16 protein-coding genes are annotated in these 16,903 nt (G+C 67.5%); 8 read left to right on the top strand and 8 right to left on the bottom strand.

The genetic code is table 11. The features are described 5' to 3' along the window. The first annotated feature begins 29 nt into the window (after nucleotides 1-29). On the top strand, nucleotides 30-1,124 hold the full coding sequence (ychF, locus tag B7P44_RS02610) for a redox-regulated ATPase YchF (protein ID WP_084900342.1): 1,095 nt from the start codon (nucleotides 30-32) through the stop codon (nucleotides 1,122-1,124). 135 nt (nucleotides 1,125-1,259) lie between these two features. On the opposite strand, the gene B7P44_RS02605 is transcribed toward ychF, so the two are convergent. Beyond that, complete coding sequence (locus tag B7P44_RS02605) at nucleotides 1,260-2,018, bottom strand: hypothetical protein (RefSeq protein ID WP_231716645.1); 759 nt, start codon at nucleotides 2,016-2,018, stop codon at nucleotides 1,260-1,262. A gap of 602 nt (nucleotides 2,019-2,620) precedes the next feature. On the opposite strand from B7P44_RS02605, the gene B7P44_RS02600 reads away from it, so the two are divergent. After that, complete coding sequence (locus B7P44_RS02600; RefSeq protein ID WP_231716679.1) at nucleotides 2,621-3,043, top strand: hypothetical protein; 423 nt, start codon at nucleotides 2,621-2,623, stop codon at nucleotides 3,041-3,043. Nucleotides 3,044-3,104: 61 nt separating this feature from the next. Here B7P44_RS02600 and gabP read toward each other — a convergent pair whose 3' ends face one another. The 3 genes from gabP to B7P44_RS02580 form a co-directional block, all read right to left on the bottom strand. Further along, nucleotides 3,105-4,499: a GABA permease gene (gene gabP / locus B7P44_RS02595; RefSeq protein WP_084900336.1), complete on the bottom strand. Its 1,395-nt coding sequence runs from the start codon at nucleotides 4,497-4,499 to the stop codon at nucleotides 3,105-3,107. Nucleotides 4,500-4,945: 446 nt separating this feature from the next. Then, complete coding sequence (locus B7P44_RS02585) at nucleotides 4,946-5,290, bottom strand: MmcQ/YjbR family DNA-binding protein (protein WP_084900333.1); 345 nt, start codon at nucleotides 5,288-5,290, stop codon at nucleotides 4,946-4,948. 67 nt (nucleotides 5,291-5,357) lie between these two features. Continuing rightward, entirely contained in the window at nucleotides 5,358-6,650 is a 1,293-nt protein-coding gene (locus B7P44_RS02580; RefSeq protein ID WP_084900331.1) for an MFS transporter, read from the bottom strand. A 197-nt stretch (nucleotides 6,651-6,847) separates the two neighbouring features. Between B7P44_RS02580 and gcvA the strand changes: the two genes are divergently transcribed. The 3 genes from gcvA to ettA all read left to right on the top strand — a co-directional run bounded on the left by gcvA (nucleotide 6,848) and on the right by ettA (nucleotide 10,069). Next, the gene (gcvA, locus tag B7P44_RS02575) at nucleotides 6,848-7,780 is read left to right on the top strand and encodes a transcriptional regulator GcvA (protein ID WP_084900328.1); all 933 of its coding nucleotides are present in this window, start codon (nucleotides 6,848-6,850) and stop codon (nucleotides 7,778-7,780) included. A gap of 112 nt (nucleotides 7,781-7,892) precedes the next feature. Next, a complete protein-coding gene (locus tag B7P44_RS02570; protein ID WP_088511401.1) occupies nucleotides 7,893-8,213 on the top strand; it encodes a DUF3761 domain-containing protein in 321 nt (106 codons plus the stop codon). A 188-nt stretch (nucleotides 8,214-8,401) separates the two neighbouring features. After that, complete coding sequence (gene ettA / locus B7P44_RS02565; RefSeq protein ID WP_084900322.1) at nucleotides 8,402-10,069, top strand: energy-dependent translational throttle protein EttA; 1,668 nt, start codon at nucleotides 8,402-8,404, stop codon at nucleotides 10,067-10,069. 93 nt (nucleotides 10,070-10,162) lie between these two features. Here ettA and B7P44_RS02560 read toward each other — a convergent pair whose 3' ends face one another. From B7P44_RS02560 to B7P44_RS02545, 4 genes are read right to left on the bottom strand one after another with little or no spacing between them, the layout of a single operon-like run. Then, nucleotides 10,163-10,786 carry an HAD family hydrolase gene (locus tag B7P44_RS02560; protein WP_084900319.1) on the bottom strand — a complete coding sequence of 208 codons (624 nt, stop codon included), beginning with the start codon at nucleotides 10,784-10,786 and terminating at the stop codon, nucleotides 10,163-10,165. Beyond that, nucleotides 10,783-11,334, bottom strand: a complete 552-nt coding sequence (locus B7P44_RS02555) for a cysteine hydrolase family protein (protein ID WP_084900316.1) — start codon at nucleotides 11,332-11,334, stop codon at nucleotides 10,783-10,785. Before B7P44_RS02555 ends, B7P44_RS02560 begins: the two co-directional genes overlap by 4 nt. 52 nt (nucleotides 11,335-11,386) lie before the next feature. Continuing rightward, the gene (locus B7P44_RS02550) at nucleotides 11,387-13,201 is read right to left on the bottom strand and encodes an aminopeptidase P family protein (RefSeq protein WP_084900313.1); all 1,815 of its coding nucleotides are present in this window, start codon (nucleotides 13,199-13,201) and stop codon (nucleotides 11,387-11,389) included. Nucleotides 13,202-13,219: 18 nt separating this feature from the next. Next, on the bottom strand, nucleotides 13,220-13,474 hold the full coding sequence (locus tag B7P44_RS02545; RefSeq protein WP_084900310.1) for a hypothetical protein: 255 nt from the start codon (nucleotides 13,472-13,474) through the stop codon (nucleotides 13,220-13,222). A 176-nt stretch (nucleotides 13,475-13,650) separates the two neighbouring features. Between B7P44_RS02545 and B7P44_RS02540 the strand changes: the two genes are divergently transcribed. The 3 genes from B7P44_RS02540 to prfA all read left to right on the top strand — a co-directional run bounded on the left by B7P44_RS02540 (nucleotide 13,651) and on the right by prfA (nucleotide 16,901). Beyond that, nucleotides 13,651-14,412, top strand: a complete 762-nt coding sequence (locus B7P44_RS02540) for a response regulator transcription factor (protein WP_084900307.1) — start codon at nucleotides 13,651-13,653, stop codon at nucleotides 14,410-14,412. Between the two features lie 26 nt (nucleotides 14,413-14,438). Further along, complete coding sequence (gene hemA, locus B7P44_RS02535; RefSeq protein WP_084900305.1) at nucleotides 14,439-15,737, top strand: glutamyl-tRNA reductase; 1,299 nt, start codon at nucleotides 14,439-14,441, stop codon at nucleotides 15,735-15,737. An 81-nt stretch (nucleotides 15,738-15,818) separates the two neighbouring features. Next, nucleotides 15,819-16,901, top strand: a complete 1,083-nt coding sequence (gene prfA / locus B7P44_RS02530) for a peptide chain release factor 1 (RefSeq protein WP_084900302.1) — start codon at nucleotides 15,819-15,821, stop codon at nucleotides 16,899-16,901. Nucleotides 16,902-16,903: the final 2 nt, after the last annotated feature.

Below are 16,903 nucleotides of genomic sequence, written 5' to 3'. Positions count from 1 at the left end.
CGCGCCGCTTCACCCGTTCGAAGGATTCCATGAGCCTCAAATGCGGCATCGTCGGCTTGCCTAACGTCGGCAAGTCCACCCTGTTCAATGCGCTGACCAAGGCCGGCATCGCCGCCGAGAACTATCCGTTCTGCACGATCGAGCCGAACGTCGGCGTCGTCGAAGTGCCTGACACGCGCCTGAAGGCGCTCGCCGAGATCATCAGCCCCGAGCGCGTCGTGCCGGCCGTCGTCGAGTTCGTCGACATCGCGGGCCTCGTCGCGGGCGCGAGCAAGGGCGAAGGCCTCGGCAACCAGTTCCTCGCGAACATCCGCGAAACCGACGCGATCACGCACGTCGTGCGCTGCTTCGAGGACGAGAACGTCATCCACGTCGCCGGCAAGGTGAGCCCGATCGACGACATCGAGGTGATCAACACCGAACTCGCGCTCGCCGACCTCGGCACCGTCGAGAAGGCGCTCACGCGCTACTCGAAGGCCGCCAAGTCGGGCAACGACAAGGAAGCGGCGAAGCTCGTCGCGGTGCTCGACAAGGTGCGCGCACAACTCGACCAGGGCAAGGCCGTGCGTGGCCTCGCGCTGTCCGACGACGAACAGGCGCTGCTCAAGCCGTTCTGCCTGATCACCGCGAAGCCGGCAATGTACGTCGCGAACGTGACGGACGACGGCTTCGAGAACAACCCGCACCTGGACGCGGTGCGCAAGTACGCGGAAAGCGAGAATGCGCCGGTCGTCGCGGTGTGCGCGGCGATCGAGGCGGAAATCGCCGATCTCGACGACGTGGACAAGGAAGCGTTCCTCGCCGACATGGGCATGGACGAGCCGGGCCTCGACCGCGTGATCCGCGCGGGTTTCAAGCTGCTCGGCCTGCAGACCTACTTCACCGCGGGCGTGAAGGAAGTGCGCGCGTGGACGATTCACATCGGCGATACGGCGCCGCAGGCGGCCGGCGTGATCCACACCGACTTCGAGCGCGGCTTCATCCGCGCGCAGACGATCGCGTTCGACGACTTCATCGCGTACAAGGGTGAACAGGGCGCGAAGGAAGCCGGGAAGATGCGGGCGGAAGGCAAGGAATACGTCGTGCACGATGGCGACGTGATGAACTTCCTGTTCAACGTCTGAGTGCAGGCCGGCAGCAGCCGGTTTGTCTGAGCAAGCCCGCGAACCGTCGAGGTCGCGGGCTTTTTTGTTGCGGCGCGGGCGTCGCACGCCCCACGCCGCGGCCCCGTGCTCGATCGCTTTCGGCGAGCACGGCGTTCACGCCCGCATCCACCACGATACCTCCCTTTGAACGACTTGCTTGTCGGGAATGGCCTCCGCGTCGGCGGGTAGCGAGGCGTCGCGCGGAACGCGAGCCGTCACGACTCCCGCGACGCTGCCCGCTGCGGATTGGTCGACGATATGGAGCTTGAGCGTATCGCCGGATGCCCGTGGTTCGCGTTGGACGTAGATGTTATAGGGCGGCGGGCGCTTGCTCGTATCCAGAAAACGGACTTCCGCGTCCGACGAGAATTCCTTCAGCTGCGCTTCGATGTCTTTCCGGGTATTGCATTCGCCCTCGTCCGTACGCGCCTTGATGTCCTTGATCGGCCCCGCCACCACGAACTTGTCGCAGCCTCCCGCGCCGATCGCCTTCGCCAGGGTTGTCACGTCGTCTTTCTTGAGACCGAAAGGCGTGGCCAGATGCGCACCGCGGAGGCTGCCTTGCCTGGACAGGCCGGTTACCGTCAGGCAAGAGCTGATGTTGGGATAGCAGAGATTCGCGTCCGCGCCGAGATCGCGGCCAACCCGCGCAATGCTGTTCTCGCTGACAACGGCACCGTGCTCGGTCGCTTGCCTTTGAATCACGCGCGCGCCGCTGAACAAATGGCCGGTCGGCTGCAGCGACTGCAGTATCTCGGGCATTGTTCGAAAGGTGGATGGATGGGCCGCCAGCGAATGAGATTGATTCGCGGTGCCCGCTTGGTTTCCCTGTCCGATCGCGGACGATGCTGTTCCTGTAACGCCGAAATTCATCAGATGTCCGCAAGCCGCTCCCGGTTCAGCGGAATGACGTGGCCCGTCGCGCCCGACACCCCCGTGACCTTTCGCCAGCCTGCCCCGTAGCACGAGTGACCCTCCACGCGACACGCCTTCGATGCCGGAGCGGCCCCATGATCGCGCGGTCCCTTCGCGGGAAAAGCGCTCGCATCGCGCCGAACAGCCCCCGCCATCCGCAGTCTTCGACATGCCGGCCCCACGCGCCCGGCGAAAGGCGAAAACGTCGCCACGCATCCGAAGACTTGCATCGCGGGCGACCACGGAACACCGCCAGCAAAGAGCGGGCGTCAAATGTTCCGGCGAGTTGCCCGAATATTTCGATCTTGTTCACCATCGCCATCACCGATGTCATTCGATTAATTTTCAAAAGTGGCGATGTCACAAGAACAATCAATTCAATCAAAAAATCAGATGTTTAAAAACAGAGCCTACCAATACAATGATTCGCCTCCCACACCTGAACATAAGAATCGGAGGCAATGAAGTCGCTTTATACGATCAATCATATAAGGGGCTGACCTATGAAAAATCATCACAACCCATTCCGAGGCGTTTCCGTCGCACTGGCCGTGTTGTGCATGCATGCGGGGCCGCTGTACGCGCAATCCCTCCCCGGGATTCCCAATCCCGCGGCGGTCGGGCTCACTCCGGGCGTCGGGCAGAACGGCGCGCCGACCGTGTCCGCGTGCTTTTATGATTACCGCACGCACATCAGCGCCGGCTTTCCCACCCAGATTGCATCGGGCTGGATCGTCACCAATCAGCTCAATAATCCACAATGCATTCCGCCCGGCGGACTCCCGGGTCCCAATTGGCAGGAAATGACGTATTTCAATAACATGCCCGTGGGATCGACCATCTCCGCCTGCTGGAGTTTTTCATGGCCGGCCAACTGGCAGCCCGTCGGCTATTCCACCGATCCGTCGAAGTGCGGCTACTATCCGGCCGGCCCCGTGCCGGGCGCGCAGCCCAATGTCGTGTTCCTGAAGCGGACGCAATAGCACCGTCCTGCTGCCCCGCACGACCTGCCCCGGCTCCTGCCGGGGCGGTCGCCCGTGCCCTTTACCGCAGGCTCGCCGACACCTTCCCCGCCGGTTCGCGCGCCACTCGCGCCCGCCGGTTGAGCCACGACGCGGCCAGCACGATCAACGCAAGCACCGCCGTCGCGCCCACTTCCATCCGGTGATCCTCGCTCACCAGCATCACCGTCAGCGTGCCGCAGATGAACACGATCACCGCCCACGTGAGCCACGGAAACATCCACATCCGCAGCGCCACGTTCGCGCCGCTGATTTCGAGGATCCGCCGCATCCGCAACTGCGAGATCGCGATCACGAGATACACGAGCAGCGCGATCGCGCCTGACGTCGCGAGCAGGAAGCCGAACACCTGCTCCGGCATCAGGTAGTTCGCGATCACGGTCACGAAGCCGAACGCGGTCGACGCGAGCACCGCCGCGCGCGGCGTGCCGGTCGAATCGGTGCGATGCAGGAACGCGGGCGCGTCCTGGCGCTTCGACAGCGAGAACAGCATCCGCGACGCGGTGTACAGCGCCGAGTTCAGGCAACTCGCGACCGATACCAGCACGATCACGTCGATGATCGCCTTCGCGTGCGGAATGCCGATCAGTTCCATCGCGCGCTGGTACGAACCGTGCGTCGGCAGCAGCGGATCGTTCCACGGCACGATCGCCGCGACGACGAGGATCGAGCCGAGGTAGAACAGCGTGATGCGCCAGATCACCGAATTGGTGGCGCGCACGATCTGGCGTTGCGGGTTGTCCGATTCGGCGGCTGCGATCGTCACGATCTCGGTGCCGAGGAACGAGAACATCGTCGTCAGCATCGCCGCGAGCACCGCGCCGGCGCCCTTCGGCATGAAGCCCTCGTGCGCGAACAGGTTCGACACGCCCGATACGCTCGGCACCGGCAGCAGCCCGACGATCGCCGCGCCGCCGATCGCGAGGAACACGACGATCGCGACGACCTTGATCAGCGCGAACCAGAATTCGAACTCGCCGTAATGCTTGACGGAGAAGAGGTTGGTGAGCGTCAGCACGGACGTGATGCCGAGCGCGAAGACCCACGTGGCGACGCCCGGGAACCACGCATTGAGAATGGTCGCGGCGGCGGTCGCCTCGATCGGGATCACGAGCACCCAGAACCACCAGTACAGCCAGCCGATCGTGAAGCCCGCCCAGTGGCCGATCGCGCGATCGGCGTAGGTCGAGAACGAGCCGCTGTCCGGATGCGCGACGGCCATTTCGCCCAGCATCCGCATCACCAGCACGACCAGCGCGCCCGCGATCGCATAGGCGATCAGCGACGCCGGGCCGGCTTCCGCGATCGCGTGGCCGGAGCCGACGAACAACCCCGCGCCGATCACGCCCGCAATCGACAGCATCGTCACGTGGCGTTGCTTCAGGCCGGTGCCGAGCCCTGTCTTGCTTCCATTCATGTGTCTCTCTCCATAAAACGGTTCCGGTATGACCGGGTATCGCTTGAAGGCGGCGCTGGGGATTGTCGTTCTCGATCCGGACTCGGCGCGGCGTGCGTCGGCCCGCTGCCGGATTCTCGGCCGCTCGGACAGGGTGCGCCACGCAGGTCTGCGAAACTGCGGGGCGATGCGTACCGACGCATCGCGGCGCCCTTCCGTCGGCATTGTGTTCAGCCGCCTTCGAAGCGAAGGAGTGTAAGCATCAAACGGTTCGCGACTAAGAACCAATTGATGAATTTCGATGGAACCACTTGTTGCATCGACGGGAACCGATGCAACAGACGTGCCGTCCGGTGACGGTCACGTGACACGCGAAGTTGCGCGGAAAGATGCGGCTCGAGGCCGGTGTGACGCTGGCGGCGAAGCGTGTGCCGGCCGTGCAGGTGCGCATGGGGCGCGCGGTCGGTTCAGTTCGACCCGCGCTCCATTTCGTCGCGCCATCTGGCCGGCACGATCGCCTGCCATTCTCGCAAAAGCAGGTTTTTCACGGCGTCGGGGCGCACGGCCGACAGGCGCACCAGGACGATCGGCCAGCCGACGTAGTGATCGGTCACGTAATACACGTCGGGCGCGGACTCGATCAGCCACGCGCGCTCGTCCGGGCCGACGCCCTTCACGACGAGCGTGTCGCCGTCCTCGCGCAGGCGGGCCAGCAGCCTGCCCTTCACCTTCAGCGCGGGCGTTCCGTACGACGTGCCGTCCTCGACGCCCCGCCACGCAAGCGCGATCTGCCGAACTTCGTCGAATGTCATGGTTCCTCCCCGAACGTGCGCTCCGGATGGGCGGTCCGCCCACCCTGCCGGAACTCGCCGTACACGCCTATGCACCCGCGCGCGCGGTCGCCGGCGCACGACCGGTCGCGGCGACGATGGCGAACGCGATCGCATTCGCGGCGGCGCTGGCGAGAATCGGCACGAGGTAGCCGCCTCCGGCATCGTAGACGAAGCCCGCGGCAGCCGGCCCGATCAGCGTGCCGAACGCGACGCTCGTGTAGAGCACGCCGATGATCCCGCTCACGTTGCGGCCGCCGAAATAGTCCATCACGACGGCGGGCAACACCGCGACCCAGCCGCCGTAGAACACGCCGAACACCAGCGCGAACGCGACGAGGGCCGCGAAATCGCCGGCGGCTGCCCATGCGACGAGCGCTGCCGCCATTCCGGCGAACATCGCGAGCAGCGACGCGCGGCGGCCGAAGCGGTCGGCGAGACCACCGAGAAAGAACCGGCCCGCCGTGCTGCCGATGCCAATCGCGCCCAGCAGCAACACAGCCGCCGCGGGTTTCACGCCGTGATCGAGCGCATACGGCACGAGGTGCACGAACGGCACGAACACGCCGAACGAGCACGCGAGGCATGCCGCGTAGAGGCTCGCGAACGGCCGCGAAGTCACGGCCTCGCGGACCGTCGCGCCGGCTGCCGAAAGGCTCGCCGCCGGTGCGCCGTCCGCCGGCCGGCAAGCCTCCGCGTGGGCGACCCTGTCCCGGGCGGCCCTTTCCCGGGCGGCCCCATCCGGCAACAGCCCGCGGCCGCGCGGATCATTCTCGATCAACAGCGACATCCCCGCGCCGAACACGACCGCGAGCGCGGCGAGCGCGAAATACGCGCCGCGCCAGCCGACTTGCGCGATCAGCGCGGACGCGAGCGGCGGCATCACGAGCGTGCCGACGCCGATGCCCGCGACCGCGAGCCCCGACGCGAAGCCGCGCCGCCGCACGAACCAGCGCTGCACCGCGCCGACGGCGGGCACGTATGCACAGCCGACGCCAAGGCCGACGCCGAGCCCGTAGGCGGCATAGACCTGCAGCAACGTGCGCGCGGCGCCCGCGGCCGCGAGCCCGGCGGCCGTCAGCAGCATGCCGGCGACGGCGAGCCGCCGCGAACCGACGCGATCCGCGAGCGGCCCGCTGACGACGCCGAAGCCGAAATACAGGAAGCCCGCGAGCGAGAACACGAGCGAGATCTGTCCGCGGGACGCGGCGAAATCCCGCTGCAGCGATTCGACGAATGCGCTGAACGTGTACGCGCTGCCGAAGCCGACGAACGTCACGGCGAATGCGGCGGCGACCACGTACCAGCCGTAAAAGAAGCGCGGCGCGCCCGGGCGGTTCATGACGATGCTCCTCTCAGGTCCGTTCCGGCGCGGCGTCGAATGCCTTCCGGATTGCCTCATGGATATAGTTGAACTATGTTGATCACATCCGCCGCCACTGCGCGGCTGTCGGGATGCAACCCGATGAAAGAACGTTACTCGCGCACGTGCGCCGTCTCAAACGATTTTTCGTCGGCTTTTCGCTTTAGAAAAACTCAATGAAACGTTCCCGCCTGCCGCCGCTCAATGCGCTGCGCGCGTTCGAAGCGGCCGCCCGCCACCTGTCGGTGAAGGCCGCGGCCGAGGAGCTGTCGGTCACGCCCGGCGCGGTGAGCCAGATGATCCGCACGCTCGAGGCGCACCTCGGCGTACAGCTGTTCGAGCGCGTCAATCGCGGCATCCTGCTGAGCGCCGCCGGCCGCGACTACCTGCCGCCGGTGCGCAACGCATTCCGGCAGATCGCCGACGCATCGCAGCGCGTGTCGGGCACGGCCGACAGCGGCGTGCTGACCGTGAGCGTCACGCCGTTCTTCGCGTCCGCGTGGCTCGTGCCGCGTCTCGCGCAGTTCCGGCACGCGTGCCCGGACGTCGACCTGCAGGTCGTCACGAGCCATGCGCTCGCCGACTTCGCGCGCGACGGCGTCGACGTCGCGATCCGCCACGGCCTCGGGCGCTATGTCGGCCGGTGCAGCGAGCGCCTGCTGACCGTCGAGATCGTCGCGCTCGCGGCGCCGGGGCTCGTCGAGCGGCTCGGCCTGCCCGCGACGCCCGCCGATCTGGTCGCGTGGCCGCATCTGCACGACGCGGAGCGCAAGGGCTGGCACATCTGGTTCGATGCGCAGCGGATCGACGATTTCGGCCCGCCGCGCGGCCCCGCGTTCGACGACTCAGGCCTGCTGCTGCAGGCGCTCCTCGCCGGCCAGGGCGCGGGCCTGCTGCCCGCCGCGATGGTGCGCGCCGAGCTCGCGAGCGGACGGCTCGTGCAGCTCGCGGCGCGCGCGTGGCTCGACGATTTCGCGTACTACCTCGTCTATCCGCCGCATCACGCGGAGCGGCCGAAGGTCGCCGCGTTCCGCCGCTGGATTCTCGATGCGGCCCATGCCGAAGGGGCCGCGGAGATGTCGGGCGCGGGATCGCACGCGCATCGTTAGCGGCATCTCCACTTGAGCGGCGTCACAGCGCCGGTCACACCGCCTCGGCTACCATGCTGGCGCGCGCGGCCCGCCGCCGTCGCGCGCCCGATACCAAGAACCGAGAGAGACCATGCCCTTGCCCGCCTTGCGCACCGCGCACACCACACGGCTCGCGCGACTGTCGATCACGCTGCTGATCGCATGCGCCGCCGTCGCCCCGCACCACGCGTACGCCTATCGCGCGCCGCAGACCTACGGCAACGAAGCCGACCTCGACCGCCACGACACGTACCGGAACCGCAACGGCGAAACCGTGCATGCGCCGGCCCGCTCGAAATCGGGCCGCGTCCCCGAAGGCGCGAGCGCGCGTTGCCGCGACGGCACGTACAGTTTCAGCCGCCACCGGCGCGGCACGTGCTCGGGGCACGGCGGCGTCGCCGCCTGGCTCTGACCTCGCGGAACGGCCGCGCCGAGCCAGCGCCGGCCGGCGGCGAAGTACAATAGCCGCTCTCGCCGTCGACATGCGGCGACACCGGGCGACACCGCCGCACGTCACGCGGCACGCTCCGTACCGAATCACCCGACGCCGCCACGCGAATTCGCCGAGCGGCGGCCCCAACTTCTGACTCTCACACCCACATGGCCCAATACGTTTTCACGATGAACCGGGTCGGCAAGATCGTGCCGCCCAAGCGCCAGATCCTGAAGGACATCTCGCTGTCGTTCTTTCCCGGCGCGAAGATCGGCGTGCTCGGCCTGAACGGCTCGGGCAAGTCGACGCTGATCCGCATCATGGCGGGCGTCGACAAGGACATCGAAGGCGAAGCGACGCCGATGCCGAACCTGAACATCGGCTACCTGCCGCAGGAACCGCAGCTCGACCCGTCGAAGACGGTGCGCGAAGCCGTCGAGGATGGCCTCGGCGACCTGTTCCAGGCCAACAAGAAGCTCGAAGAGATCTACGCGGCGTATGCGGAGCCGGACGCCGACTTCGACGCGCTCGCGGCCGAGCAGGCGAAGTACGAAGCGATCCTCGCGTCGAGCGACGGCGGCAGCCCCGAGCAGCAGCTCGAAGTGGCCGCCGACGCGCTGCGCCTGCCGCCGTGGGACGCGAAGATCGAACACCTGTCGGGCGGCGAGAAGCGCCGCGTCGCGCTGTGCAAGCTGCTGCTCGAAAAGCCCGACATGCTGCTGCTCGACGAACCGACCAACCACCTCGACGCCGAATCGGTCGACTGGCTCGAGCAGTTCCTGGTGCGCTTCCCGGGCACCGTCGTCGCGGTCACGCACGATCGCTACTTCCTCGACAACGCGGCCGAGTGGATTCTCGAGCTCGACCGCGGCCACGGCATTCCGTGGAAGGGCAACTACAGCAGCTGGCTCGACCAGAAGGAAGAGCGCCTGAAGCAGGAAGAAGCGTCGGAATCGGCGCGCCAGAAGGCGATCAAGAAGGAACTGGAGTGGGTGCGCCAGAACCCGAAGGGCCGTCAGGCGAAGTCGAAGGCGCGTATTGCGCGTTTCGAGGAGCTGAGCAGCCAGGAATACCAGAAGCGCAACGAGACGCAGGAAATCTTCATTCCGGTCGGCGACCGCCTCGGCAATGAAGTGATCGAGTTCAAGAACGTCAGCAAGGCGTACGGCGATCGCCTGCTGATCGACAACCTGAACTTCAAGATCCCGGCCGGCGCGATCGTCGGCATCATCGGCCCGAACGGCGCCGGCAAGTCGACGCTGTTCCGGATGCTGACGGGCAAGGAGCAGCCGGATTCGGGCGAAATCGTGACCGGCCCGACCGTGAAGCTCGCCTATGTCGACCAGAGCCGCGACGCGCTCGACGGCTCGAAGTCGGTGTTCGAGGAAATCTCGGGCGGCGCCGACGTGCTGACGGTCGGCAAGTACGAAACGCCGTCGCGCGCGTACATCGGCCGCTTCAACTTCAAGGGCGGCGACCAGCAGAAGATCGTCGGCAACCTGTCCGGCGGCGAACGCGGCCGCCTGCACCTCGCGAAGACGCTGATCGCCGGCGGCAACGTGCTGCTGCTCGACGAACCGTCGAACGACCTCGACGTCGAAACGCTGCGCGCGCTCGAAGACGCGCTGCTCGAATTCGCGGGCTCGGTGATGGTGATCTCGCACGACCGCTGGTTCCTCGACCGGATCGCGACGCACATCCTGTCGTTCGAAGGCGATTCGCAGGTGACGTTCTTCGACGGCAACTACCAGGAGTTCGAAGCCGACAAGCGCGCGCGCCTCGGCGAGGAAGCCGCGAAGCCGCATCGCCTGCGCTACAAGCCGATCAGCCGCTGATCGGGCGTCCGGGGGTTGCAGCTCCCGGATCGGCAAAACGAAAAAACGGGCCCCTGGGCCCGTTTTTTTGTCTGACGTGTGCTCGCCCGCCGCCTACGCGAGCGCGCCCAGTTCGCGCAGCCGCGCCTCGGTGGCCGCGCCGCTCGTGTGGTGTATCCCGTGCCAGCCGAGCGCCGTCGCGGCGGCGGCGTTCTTCGCGTTGTCGTCGATGAACACCAGCTCGTGCGGCGCGACGCCCGGCAGATGCGGCTCGATCCGCGCCTGCATCTCGCGATAGATCGCCGGATCGGGCTTCACGAGCTTCACGCGGCCCGACACGACGATGTCCTTGAAGCGCCGCAATACCGGGAAGCGCTCCCACGCATACGGGAACGTCTGCGCCGACCAGTTCGTGAGCCCGAAGATCGGCATCCCCTGTGCGTCGAGCCGGTCGACGAGCGCCTCGCCGTCCGCGAGCACGCCGCCGATCATCTCGTGCCAGCGCGCATAGAACGCGCGGATCAGCGGCTCGTGTTCCGGAAACTTCGCGACGCGTTCGGCCGTGCCGTCCTCGATCGTCTGCCCGCCGTCCTGCTTGATCACCCAGTCCGATCCGACCACCTGCGTGACGAACCGGCGGCGCTCGGCCTCGTCCGGAATCAGCTTGCTGTACAGGTAGTCGGGGCTCCAGTCGATCAGCACCCCGCCGAAATCGAACACGACTGCCTTGATCGTCATGCGAACTCCGTGGCGAGCACGTCGGCGAGCGGACGCGGCGTCACCGCGTTGCCCGACAACGTGTTGTTATTCCAGATGAAATGGTGATGCGCGACGATCTGCGCGGCCGACAGGTGCGCGCGCTCGTTCGTCGTGTGCAGGTCGGACACGACCGTCGTCCGGTAGCCGAGCAGCGCCGCGCGGCGGGCCGCCGAATCGACGCAGAACTCGGTCGCATAGCCGCAGATCAGCACCGAACGAATGCCGTGGCGGTCGAGCTGCGCCGCGAGCGGCGTCTCGTGGAACGCATCGCCGAAACACTTGCGAATGCGCCAGTCGCCGTCCGCGGTCGCGAGCTCGGCATACAGTTCCCAGCCGGGCGTGCCGGGCACGATGTCGTCGTCCGCGTCGCCGTCGTGCTGCACGAAGCAGACGGGCGCACCCGCGGCCCGCGCCGCCGCCGTCAACCGGTTGATGCCTGCCACCACGTCGTCGAGCCGGTATGCGGGCCTCGCCCGCTCCACCAGCCCGCGCTGCATGTCGATTACCAAGACTGCCGTGTCCGCCATCTTTCGCCCTCGGTGTGATTGTCGTTCGAACGGAAACCGCGCACGCCCTGCATCAGATCGGCTGCGTGCGCGCCTCCAGCCAGGCCTTTGCGTCGCCGCTCACGTGCCGGCCGACGCGCTCGCGCACCGTCGCATGGTACGCGTTGAGCCACGCGCGCTCTTCCTCGTGCAGCATTTCGACGAGCACGCAACGCGTGTCGATCGGGCACAGCGTCAGCGTCTCGAACGCGAGGAAGTCGCCGAACTCGGTCTGCCCCGCTGCACGGTTGACGACCAGGTTCTCGATCCGGATGCCCCACTTGCCGGGCCGGTACAGGCCCGGCTCGATCGACGTGATCATCCCCTCTTCCATCGCCGTGTACGGCTCGGCCGGCGCGTAATGCGAGATCACCTGCGGGCCTTCGTGCACGTTCAGGAAATAGCCGACGCCGTGACCGGTGCCGTGGCCGTAGTCGAGCCCGGCCGCCCACATCGGCGCGCGCGCGATCGCGTCGAGCATCGGCGAGCGGATGCCGCGCGGGAACCGCGCGCGCGACAGCGCCATCATCGACTTCAGCACGATCGTGAAGTCGCGCCGCTGCAGGTCGCCGACCATGCCGACCGGCACGACGCGCGTGATGTCGGTCGTGCCGCTCACGTACTGGCCGCCCGAATCGATCAGCAGCAGGCCGTCGCCGGCGATCGTCGCGTGCGATTGCGGCGTCGCGCGGTAATGCGGCATCGCGCCGTTCGCGTTGAAGCCGGCGATCGTCGCGAAGCTTCGCGACACGTAGCCCGGACGGCGCGCGCGCGCGGCCGTGAGCTTCTCGTCGATCGTCAGTTCGGTGATCGTCTCTCGGTTCACCGCCTGCTCGAACCACGCGAAGAATTCCGCGAGCGCCGCGCCGTCGTGCTCCATCGTCACGCGCACGTGCTCGATCTCGGCGGACGTCTTGCGCGATTTCGCGAACGTCGACGGATTCACCGCCTCGACGAGCGTCACGCCGGCCGGCACCGCATCGAGGGTGCCGTAGGTCACGCGGCGCGGGTCGATCAGCAGCGTCGCGCCGTCGGGCAGCGCCGCGAGCGCCGCGCGCGCGGCGTCGTACGCCCGCACGTCGACGCCGTCCTGCGCGAGCGATGCGGCAAGCGCCGGCGGCACCTTGCCGCCGGCGATGAACAGCGTCGCGCGGTCGGCGCCGATCAGTGCGTGCGCAACGAATACCGGATTGAAGCTGACGTCCGCGCCGCGCAGGTTGAAGAGCCAGGCGAGATCGTCGAGCGTCGACACGAAATGCCACTGCGCGCCCTGCGCGCGCATCGCGCGGCGCACGTCGGCGAGCTTGCTCGCGCGCGTCGTGTCGGCCTGCGGCGCGACGTGCTCGAACACCGCATCGTCGGGCAACCCCGGCCGCTCGGGCCAAATCGCGTCGAGCAGGTCGAGATCGGTGCGCAGCGCGATGCCGCGCGCGCTCAGCGCGGCGGACAGCGCACGCGCCGCCGCCATGCCGAGCACCGCGCCGTCGACGCCGACGCTCGCGCCGGACGGCACGTTCTGCGCGAGCCAGTCGACGTGCGGCGCGCTCTGCTGGCCGCCCGTCATCTTCATCAACTGCACGCCGCTGCCGGCCAGTTCCGCGTCGGCCTGCACCCAATAGCGGCTGTCGACCCACAGCCCCGCGAAATCGGCGGTGACGACGAGCGTGCCGACCGAGCCCGTGAAGCCCGACAGCCAGCGGCGCGCCTGCCAGCGCTCGGGCAGGTATTCGGACAGGTGGGGATCGGCGGACGGCACAAGATACGCGGCCAGGTTCTCGCGGGCCATCGCGTCGCGCAACAGCGCGAGACGCGCCGGCGCCGACGAGTCTTCGGGAAAACGGGCATTCATGATTTCACCTGCGGGCAATCAGCGACGAGCCGCCAGCGCGACCGTCAAGGCCACGGCGACGAACGCAACGCCGGTGCAGACCGGCCATTCGAGCGTCTCGCCGTCATAAAAGAGTCCTGAGAGATTGCCGGCCATCTTGGCGGCAGCCGCGCCGGCGATGCCGACGAGCACCACGACCCACCATGCCGGCCGGCCGGCGCGCCGCAACGGGTGCAGCCCCCGGCCGAACCATCCGACGGCCGTTCCCAGAACGATGATTCCAAACCAGTTCATTCAACGCCCCTAGCAATTTCAGATTCGTCCCATAGGCGTGAACGACTCCTGCGGCTAGCATCGACCCATCCATCGAACCCGAGATCAGCAGGGTACTTGCCGCGCAACATTTGAGTTTAGGGGCCGACCCGACGCCATGGCAAGCGCGCACCGGCTGTCGTAATGAAGAAATTCCCATGCGAATCGCTCTGATCGATCCGGATGCGCGTCATGCAGCGCTGATGAATCGCCTCCTCTTCGCGGGCGGCCACCTCTGCCACCCGTTCCCGTCCAGCGCACGGTGCCTCGAGTGGCTCGCCACCGAAACCTGCGACCTGCTGATTACCGGCGACTGGGCCGGCGACCAGCCCGCCGAGGAAGTCATCCCCCTCGCCCGCGCGCTCCTGCCCGGGCTGCCCGCGATCGCCGTGATGCGCATGCCGCGCGAAAGCGAGATCGTGTCGTGCCTGCACGCGGGCGCCGACGACTGCATCGCCAAGCCGGTGAGCGGCCCCGAACTGCTCGCGCGCGTCAACGCGCTGATGCGGCGCGCGGGCGTGCGGCGCCCGCCGAACCGCTCGCGCGATACGTATGGAGAATACGCATTCGACGCCACGCACTGCCTCGTGCGCTTCGGCGACGAGGTCGTATCGCTCACGCCGAAGGAATTCCGCTTCGCGCTGCTGCTGTTCGCGAACCTGTCCCGCCCGGTGTCGCGCGCCCATATCCTCGAAACGGTCTGGGCGCGCCGGCGTGACACAAAGTCGCGCACGCTCGACACCCACGCGTCCCGGCTGCGCAGCAAGCTGCGGCTGCTCCCGGAGCGCGGCTACCGGCTGCTGCCCCTCTACGGCTACGGCTATCAGCTCGACCAGGTACCGATCGAGCCCCCGGATCGCCGCCCCCGTCTCGCGGACGCTCGATACGCGTCGAGTGAGGAAATCGCTGAAACGCTATAATATGAGGCTAAACGATAGCCCTTGATATGCAACTCCTCACGATCGGAATCAATCACCACACTGCGCCTGTCGCCCTGCGCGAACGCGTGGCGTTTCCGCTCGAGCAGATCAAGCCGGCTCTCGCGACGTTCAAGAGCGTGTTCCTCGGCCCCCAGGCGCCCAACGCGCCCGAGGCGGCGATCCTCTCCACCTGCAACCGCACCGAACTCTACTGCGCGACCGACGACCGTGCGGCGCGCGAAGGCGCGGTGCGCTGGCTGTCGGAGTATCACGGGATTTCCGTCGACGAACTCGCGCCGCACCTGTACGCGCTACCGCAGTCGGAAGCGGTCCGGCACGCATTTCGCGTCGCGTCGGGCCTCGACTCGATGGTGCTCGGCGAAACCCAGATCCTCGGCCAGCTGAAGGACGCGGTGCGCACGGCGTCGGAAGCCGGTGCGCTCGGCACCTACCTGAACCAGCTGTTCCAGCGCACCTTCGCGGTCGCGAAGGAAGTGCGCGGCACGACCGAGATCGGCGCGCAGTCGGTATCGATGGCCGCCGCCGCGGTGCGCCTCGCGCAGCGCATCTTCGAAAACGTGTCCGACCAGCGCGTGCTGTTCATCGGCGCCGGCGAAATGATCGAGCTGTGCGCGACTCACTTCGCCGCGCAAGGCCCGCGCGAACTGGTGGTCGCGAACCGCACCGCCGAGCGCGGCCAGAAGCTCGCCGAACGCTTCAACGGCCGCGCGATGCCGCTGTCGGACCTGCCGGCGCGGATGCAGGAATTCGACATCATCGTGTCGTGCACCGCGTCGACGCTGCCGATCATCGGCCTCGGCGCGGTCGAACGCGCGGTCAAGGCGCGCCGCCACCGGCCGATCTTCATGGTCGACCTGGCCGTGCCGCGCGACATCGAGCCCGAAGTCGGCAAGCTGAAGGACGTGTTCCTCTACACGGTCGACGATCTCGGCGCGATCGTGCGCGAAGGCAACGCGTCGCGCCAGGCCGCGGTCGCGCAGGCCGAGGCGATCATCGAGACGCGCGTGCAGAATTTCATGCAGTGGCTCGACACGCGCAGCGTCGTGCCGGTGATCCGCCACATGCATACGCAGGCCGACGCGCTGCGCCGCGCCGAAGTCGAGAAGGCCCAGAAGCTGCTCGCACGCGGCGACGATCCGGCCGCGGTGCTCGAAGCGCTGTCGCAGGCGCTGACCAACAAGCTGATCCACGGCCCGACGAGCGCGCTCAACCGCGTGAACGGCGCCGACCGCGATTCGCTGATCGACCTGATGCGCGGCTTCTACCAGCACGCGCCGCGCTCGAACGACCAGTCAGGCCACTAGCGCCGACAGATCGCCGTGCCGCCGGCTCGCCAGCCGGCCTATCCTTTCCGAATACCTTGCCCGGGAGCGACGCTCCACATCATGAAGACGAGCATGCAACGCAAGCTCGACCAGCTTTCCACACGGCTGGCCGAACTGAACGACCTGCTGAGCCGCGAGAACGTCACGGCCGACCTCGACCAGTACCGCAAGCTGACCCGCGAGCACGCGGAGCTCGACCCGGTCGTCGGGCAATACGCGCTGTGGCGCCAGTCGCTCAGCGACGAAGCGGCGGCGCAGGAGCTGCTCGGCGATGCGTCGATGCGCGACTTCGCCGAGGACGAGATCCGCAGCGCGCGCGACCGGATGGTCCAGCTCGAGGTCGAGCTGCAGAAGATGCTGCTGCCGAAGGACCCGAACGACGACCGCAACATCTTCCTCGAAATCCGCGCGGGCACCGGCGGCGACGAATCGGCACTGTTCGCGGGCGACCTGCTGCGCATGTACCTGCGCTTCGCGGAGCGCCAGCGCTGGCAGGTCGAGATGATGTCGGAGAGCGCATCGGATCTCGGCGGCTACAAGGAAGTAATCGTGCGGATCGCGGGCCAGGGCGCGTACTCGCGCCTGAAGTTCGAGTCGGGCGGCCATCGCGTGCAGCGCGTGCCGGCGACCGAGACGCAGGGGCGCATCCACACGTCCGCGTGCACGGTCGCGGTGATGCCGGAAGCCGACGAGATCGGCGAGGTCGAGATCAATCCGGCCGACCTGCGGATCGACACGTTCCGCGCGTCCGGCGCGGGCGGCCAGCACATCAACAAGACCGATTCGGCGGTGCGCGTCACGCACCTGCCGACCGGCATCGTCGTCGAGTGCCAGGACGACCGTTCGCAGCACAAGAACAAGGATCGCGCGCTGAAGGTGCTCGCCGCGCGGATCAAGGACAAGCAGTATCACGAGCAGCACGCGAAGGAAGCCGCGACGCGCAAGAGCCTGATCGGCTCGGGCGACCGCTCCGAACGGATCCGCACGTACAACTTCCCGCAGGGCCGGATGACCGATCACCGGATCAACCTGACGCTCTACCGGCTCGAAGCAATCATGGACGGCGACCTCGACGAGCTGATCGCGGTGCTCGTCAGCGAGCACCAGGCCGAGCAGCTCGCGTCGCTCGGCGACGCCGACTGAGG

The sequence above is a fragment of the Burkholderia ubonensis subsp. mesacidophila genome, from assembly GCF_002097715.1.
GTDB lineage: Bacteria > Pseudomonadota > Gammaproteobacteria > Burkholderiales > Burkholderiaceae > Burkholderia > Burkholderia mesacidophila.
The sequence above is the reverse complement of the archived record's forward strand: the minus strand, read 5'-3'. Positions and strand labels throughout refer to the sequence as shown.

Bases quoted from the DNA above. Each gene is read 5' to 3' on its own strand.
- ychF (WP_084900342.1), top strand. From the start codon at position 30: ATGAGCCTCAAATGCGGCATCGTCGGCTTGCCTAACGTCGGCAAGTCC.
- B7P44_RS02605 (WP_231716645.1), bottom strand. From the start codon at position 2,018: ATGAATTTCGGCGTTACAGGAACAGCATCGTCCGCGATCGGACAGGGA.
- B7P44_RS02600 (WP_231716679.1), top strand. From the start codon at position 2,621: ATGCATGCGGGGCCGCTGTACGCGCAATCCCTCCCCGGGATTCCCAAT.
- gabP (WP_084900336.1), bottom strand. From the start codon at position 4,499: ATGAATGGAAGCAAGACAGGGCTCGGCACCGGCCTGAAGCAACGCCAC.
- B7P44_RS02585 (WP_084900333.1), bottom strand. From the start codon at position 5,290: ATGACATTCGACGAAGTTCGGCAGATCGCGCTTGCGTGGCGGGGCGTC.
- B7P44_RS02580 (WP_084900331.1), bottom strand. From the start codon at position 6,650: ATGAACCGCCCGGGCGCGCCGCGCTTCTTTTACGGCTGGTACGTGGTC.
- gcvA (WP_084900328.1), top strand. From the start codon at position 6,848: ATGAAACGTTCCCGCCTGCCGCCGCTCAATGCGCTGCGCGCGTTCGAA.
- B7P44_RS02570 (WP_088511401.1), top strand. From the start codon at position 7,893: ATGCCCTTGCCCGCCTTGCGCACCGCGCACACCACACGGCTCGCGCGA.
- ettA (WP_084900322.1), top strand. From the start codon at position 8,402: ATGGCCCAATACGTTTTCACGATGAACCGGGTCGGCAAGATCGTGCCG.
- B7P44_RS02560 (WP_084900319.1), bottom strand. From the start codon at position 10,786: ATGACGATCAAGGCAGTCGTGTTCGATTTCGGCGGGGTGCTGATCGAC.
- B7P44_RS02555 (WP_084900316.1), bottom strand. From the start codon at position 11,334: ATGGCGGACACGGCAGTCTTGGTAATCGACATGCAGCGCGGGCTGGTG.
- B7P44_RS02550 (WP_084900313.1), bottom strand. From the start codon at position 13,201: ATGAATGCCCGTTTTCCCGAAGACTCGTCGGCGCCGGCGCGTCTCGCG.
- B7P44_RS02545 (WP_084900310.1), bottom strand. From the start codon at position 13,474: ATGAACTGGTTTGGAATCATCGTTCTGGGAACGGCCGTCGGATGGTTC.
- B7P44_RS02540 (WP_084900307.1), top strand. From the start codon at position 13,651: ATGCGAATCGCTCTGATCGATCCGGATGCGCGTCATGCAGCGCTGATG.
- hemA (WP_084900305.1), top strand. From the start codon at position 14,439: ATGCAACTCCTCACGATCGGAATCAATCACCACACTGCGCCTGTCGCC.
- prfA (WP_084900302.1), top strand. From the start codon at position 15,819: ATGAAGACGAGCATGCAACGCAAGCTCGACCAGCTTTCCACACGGCTG.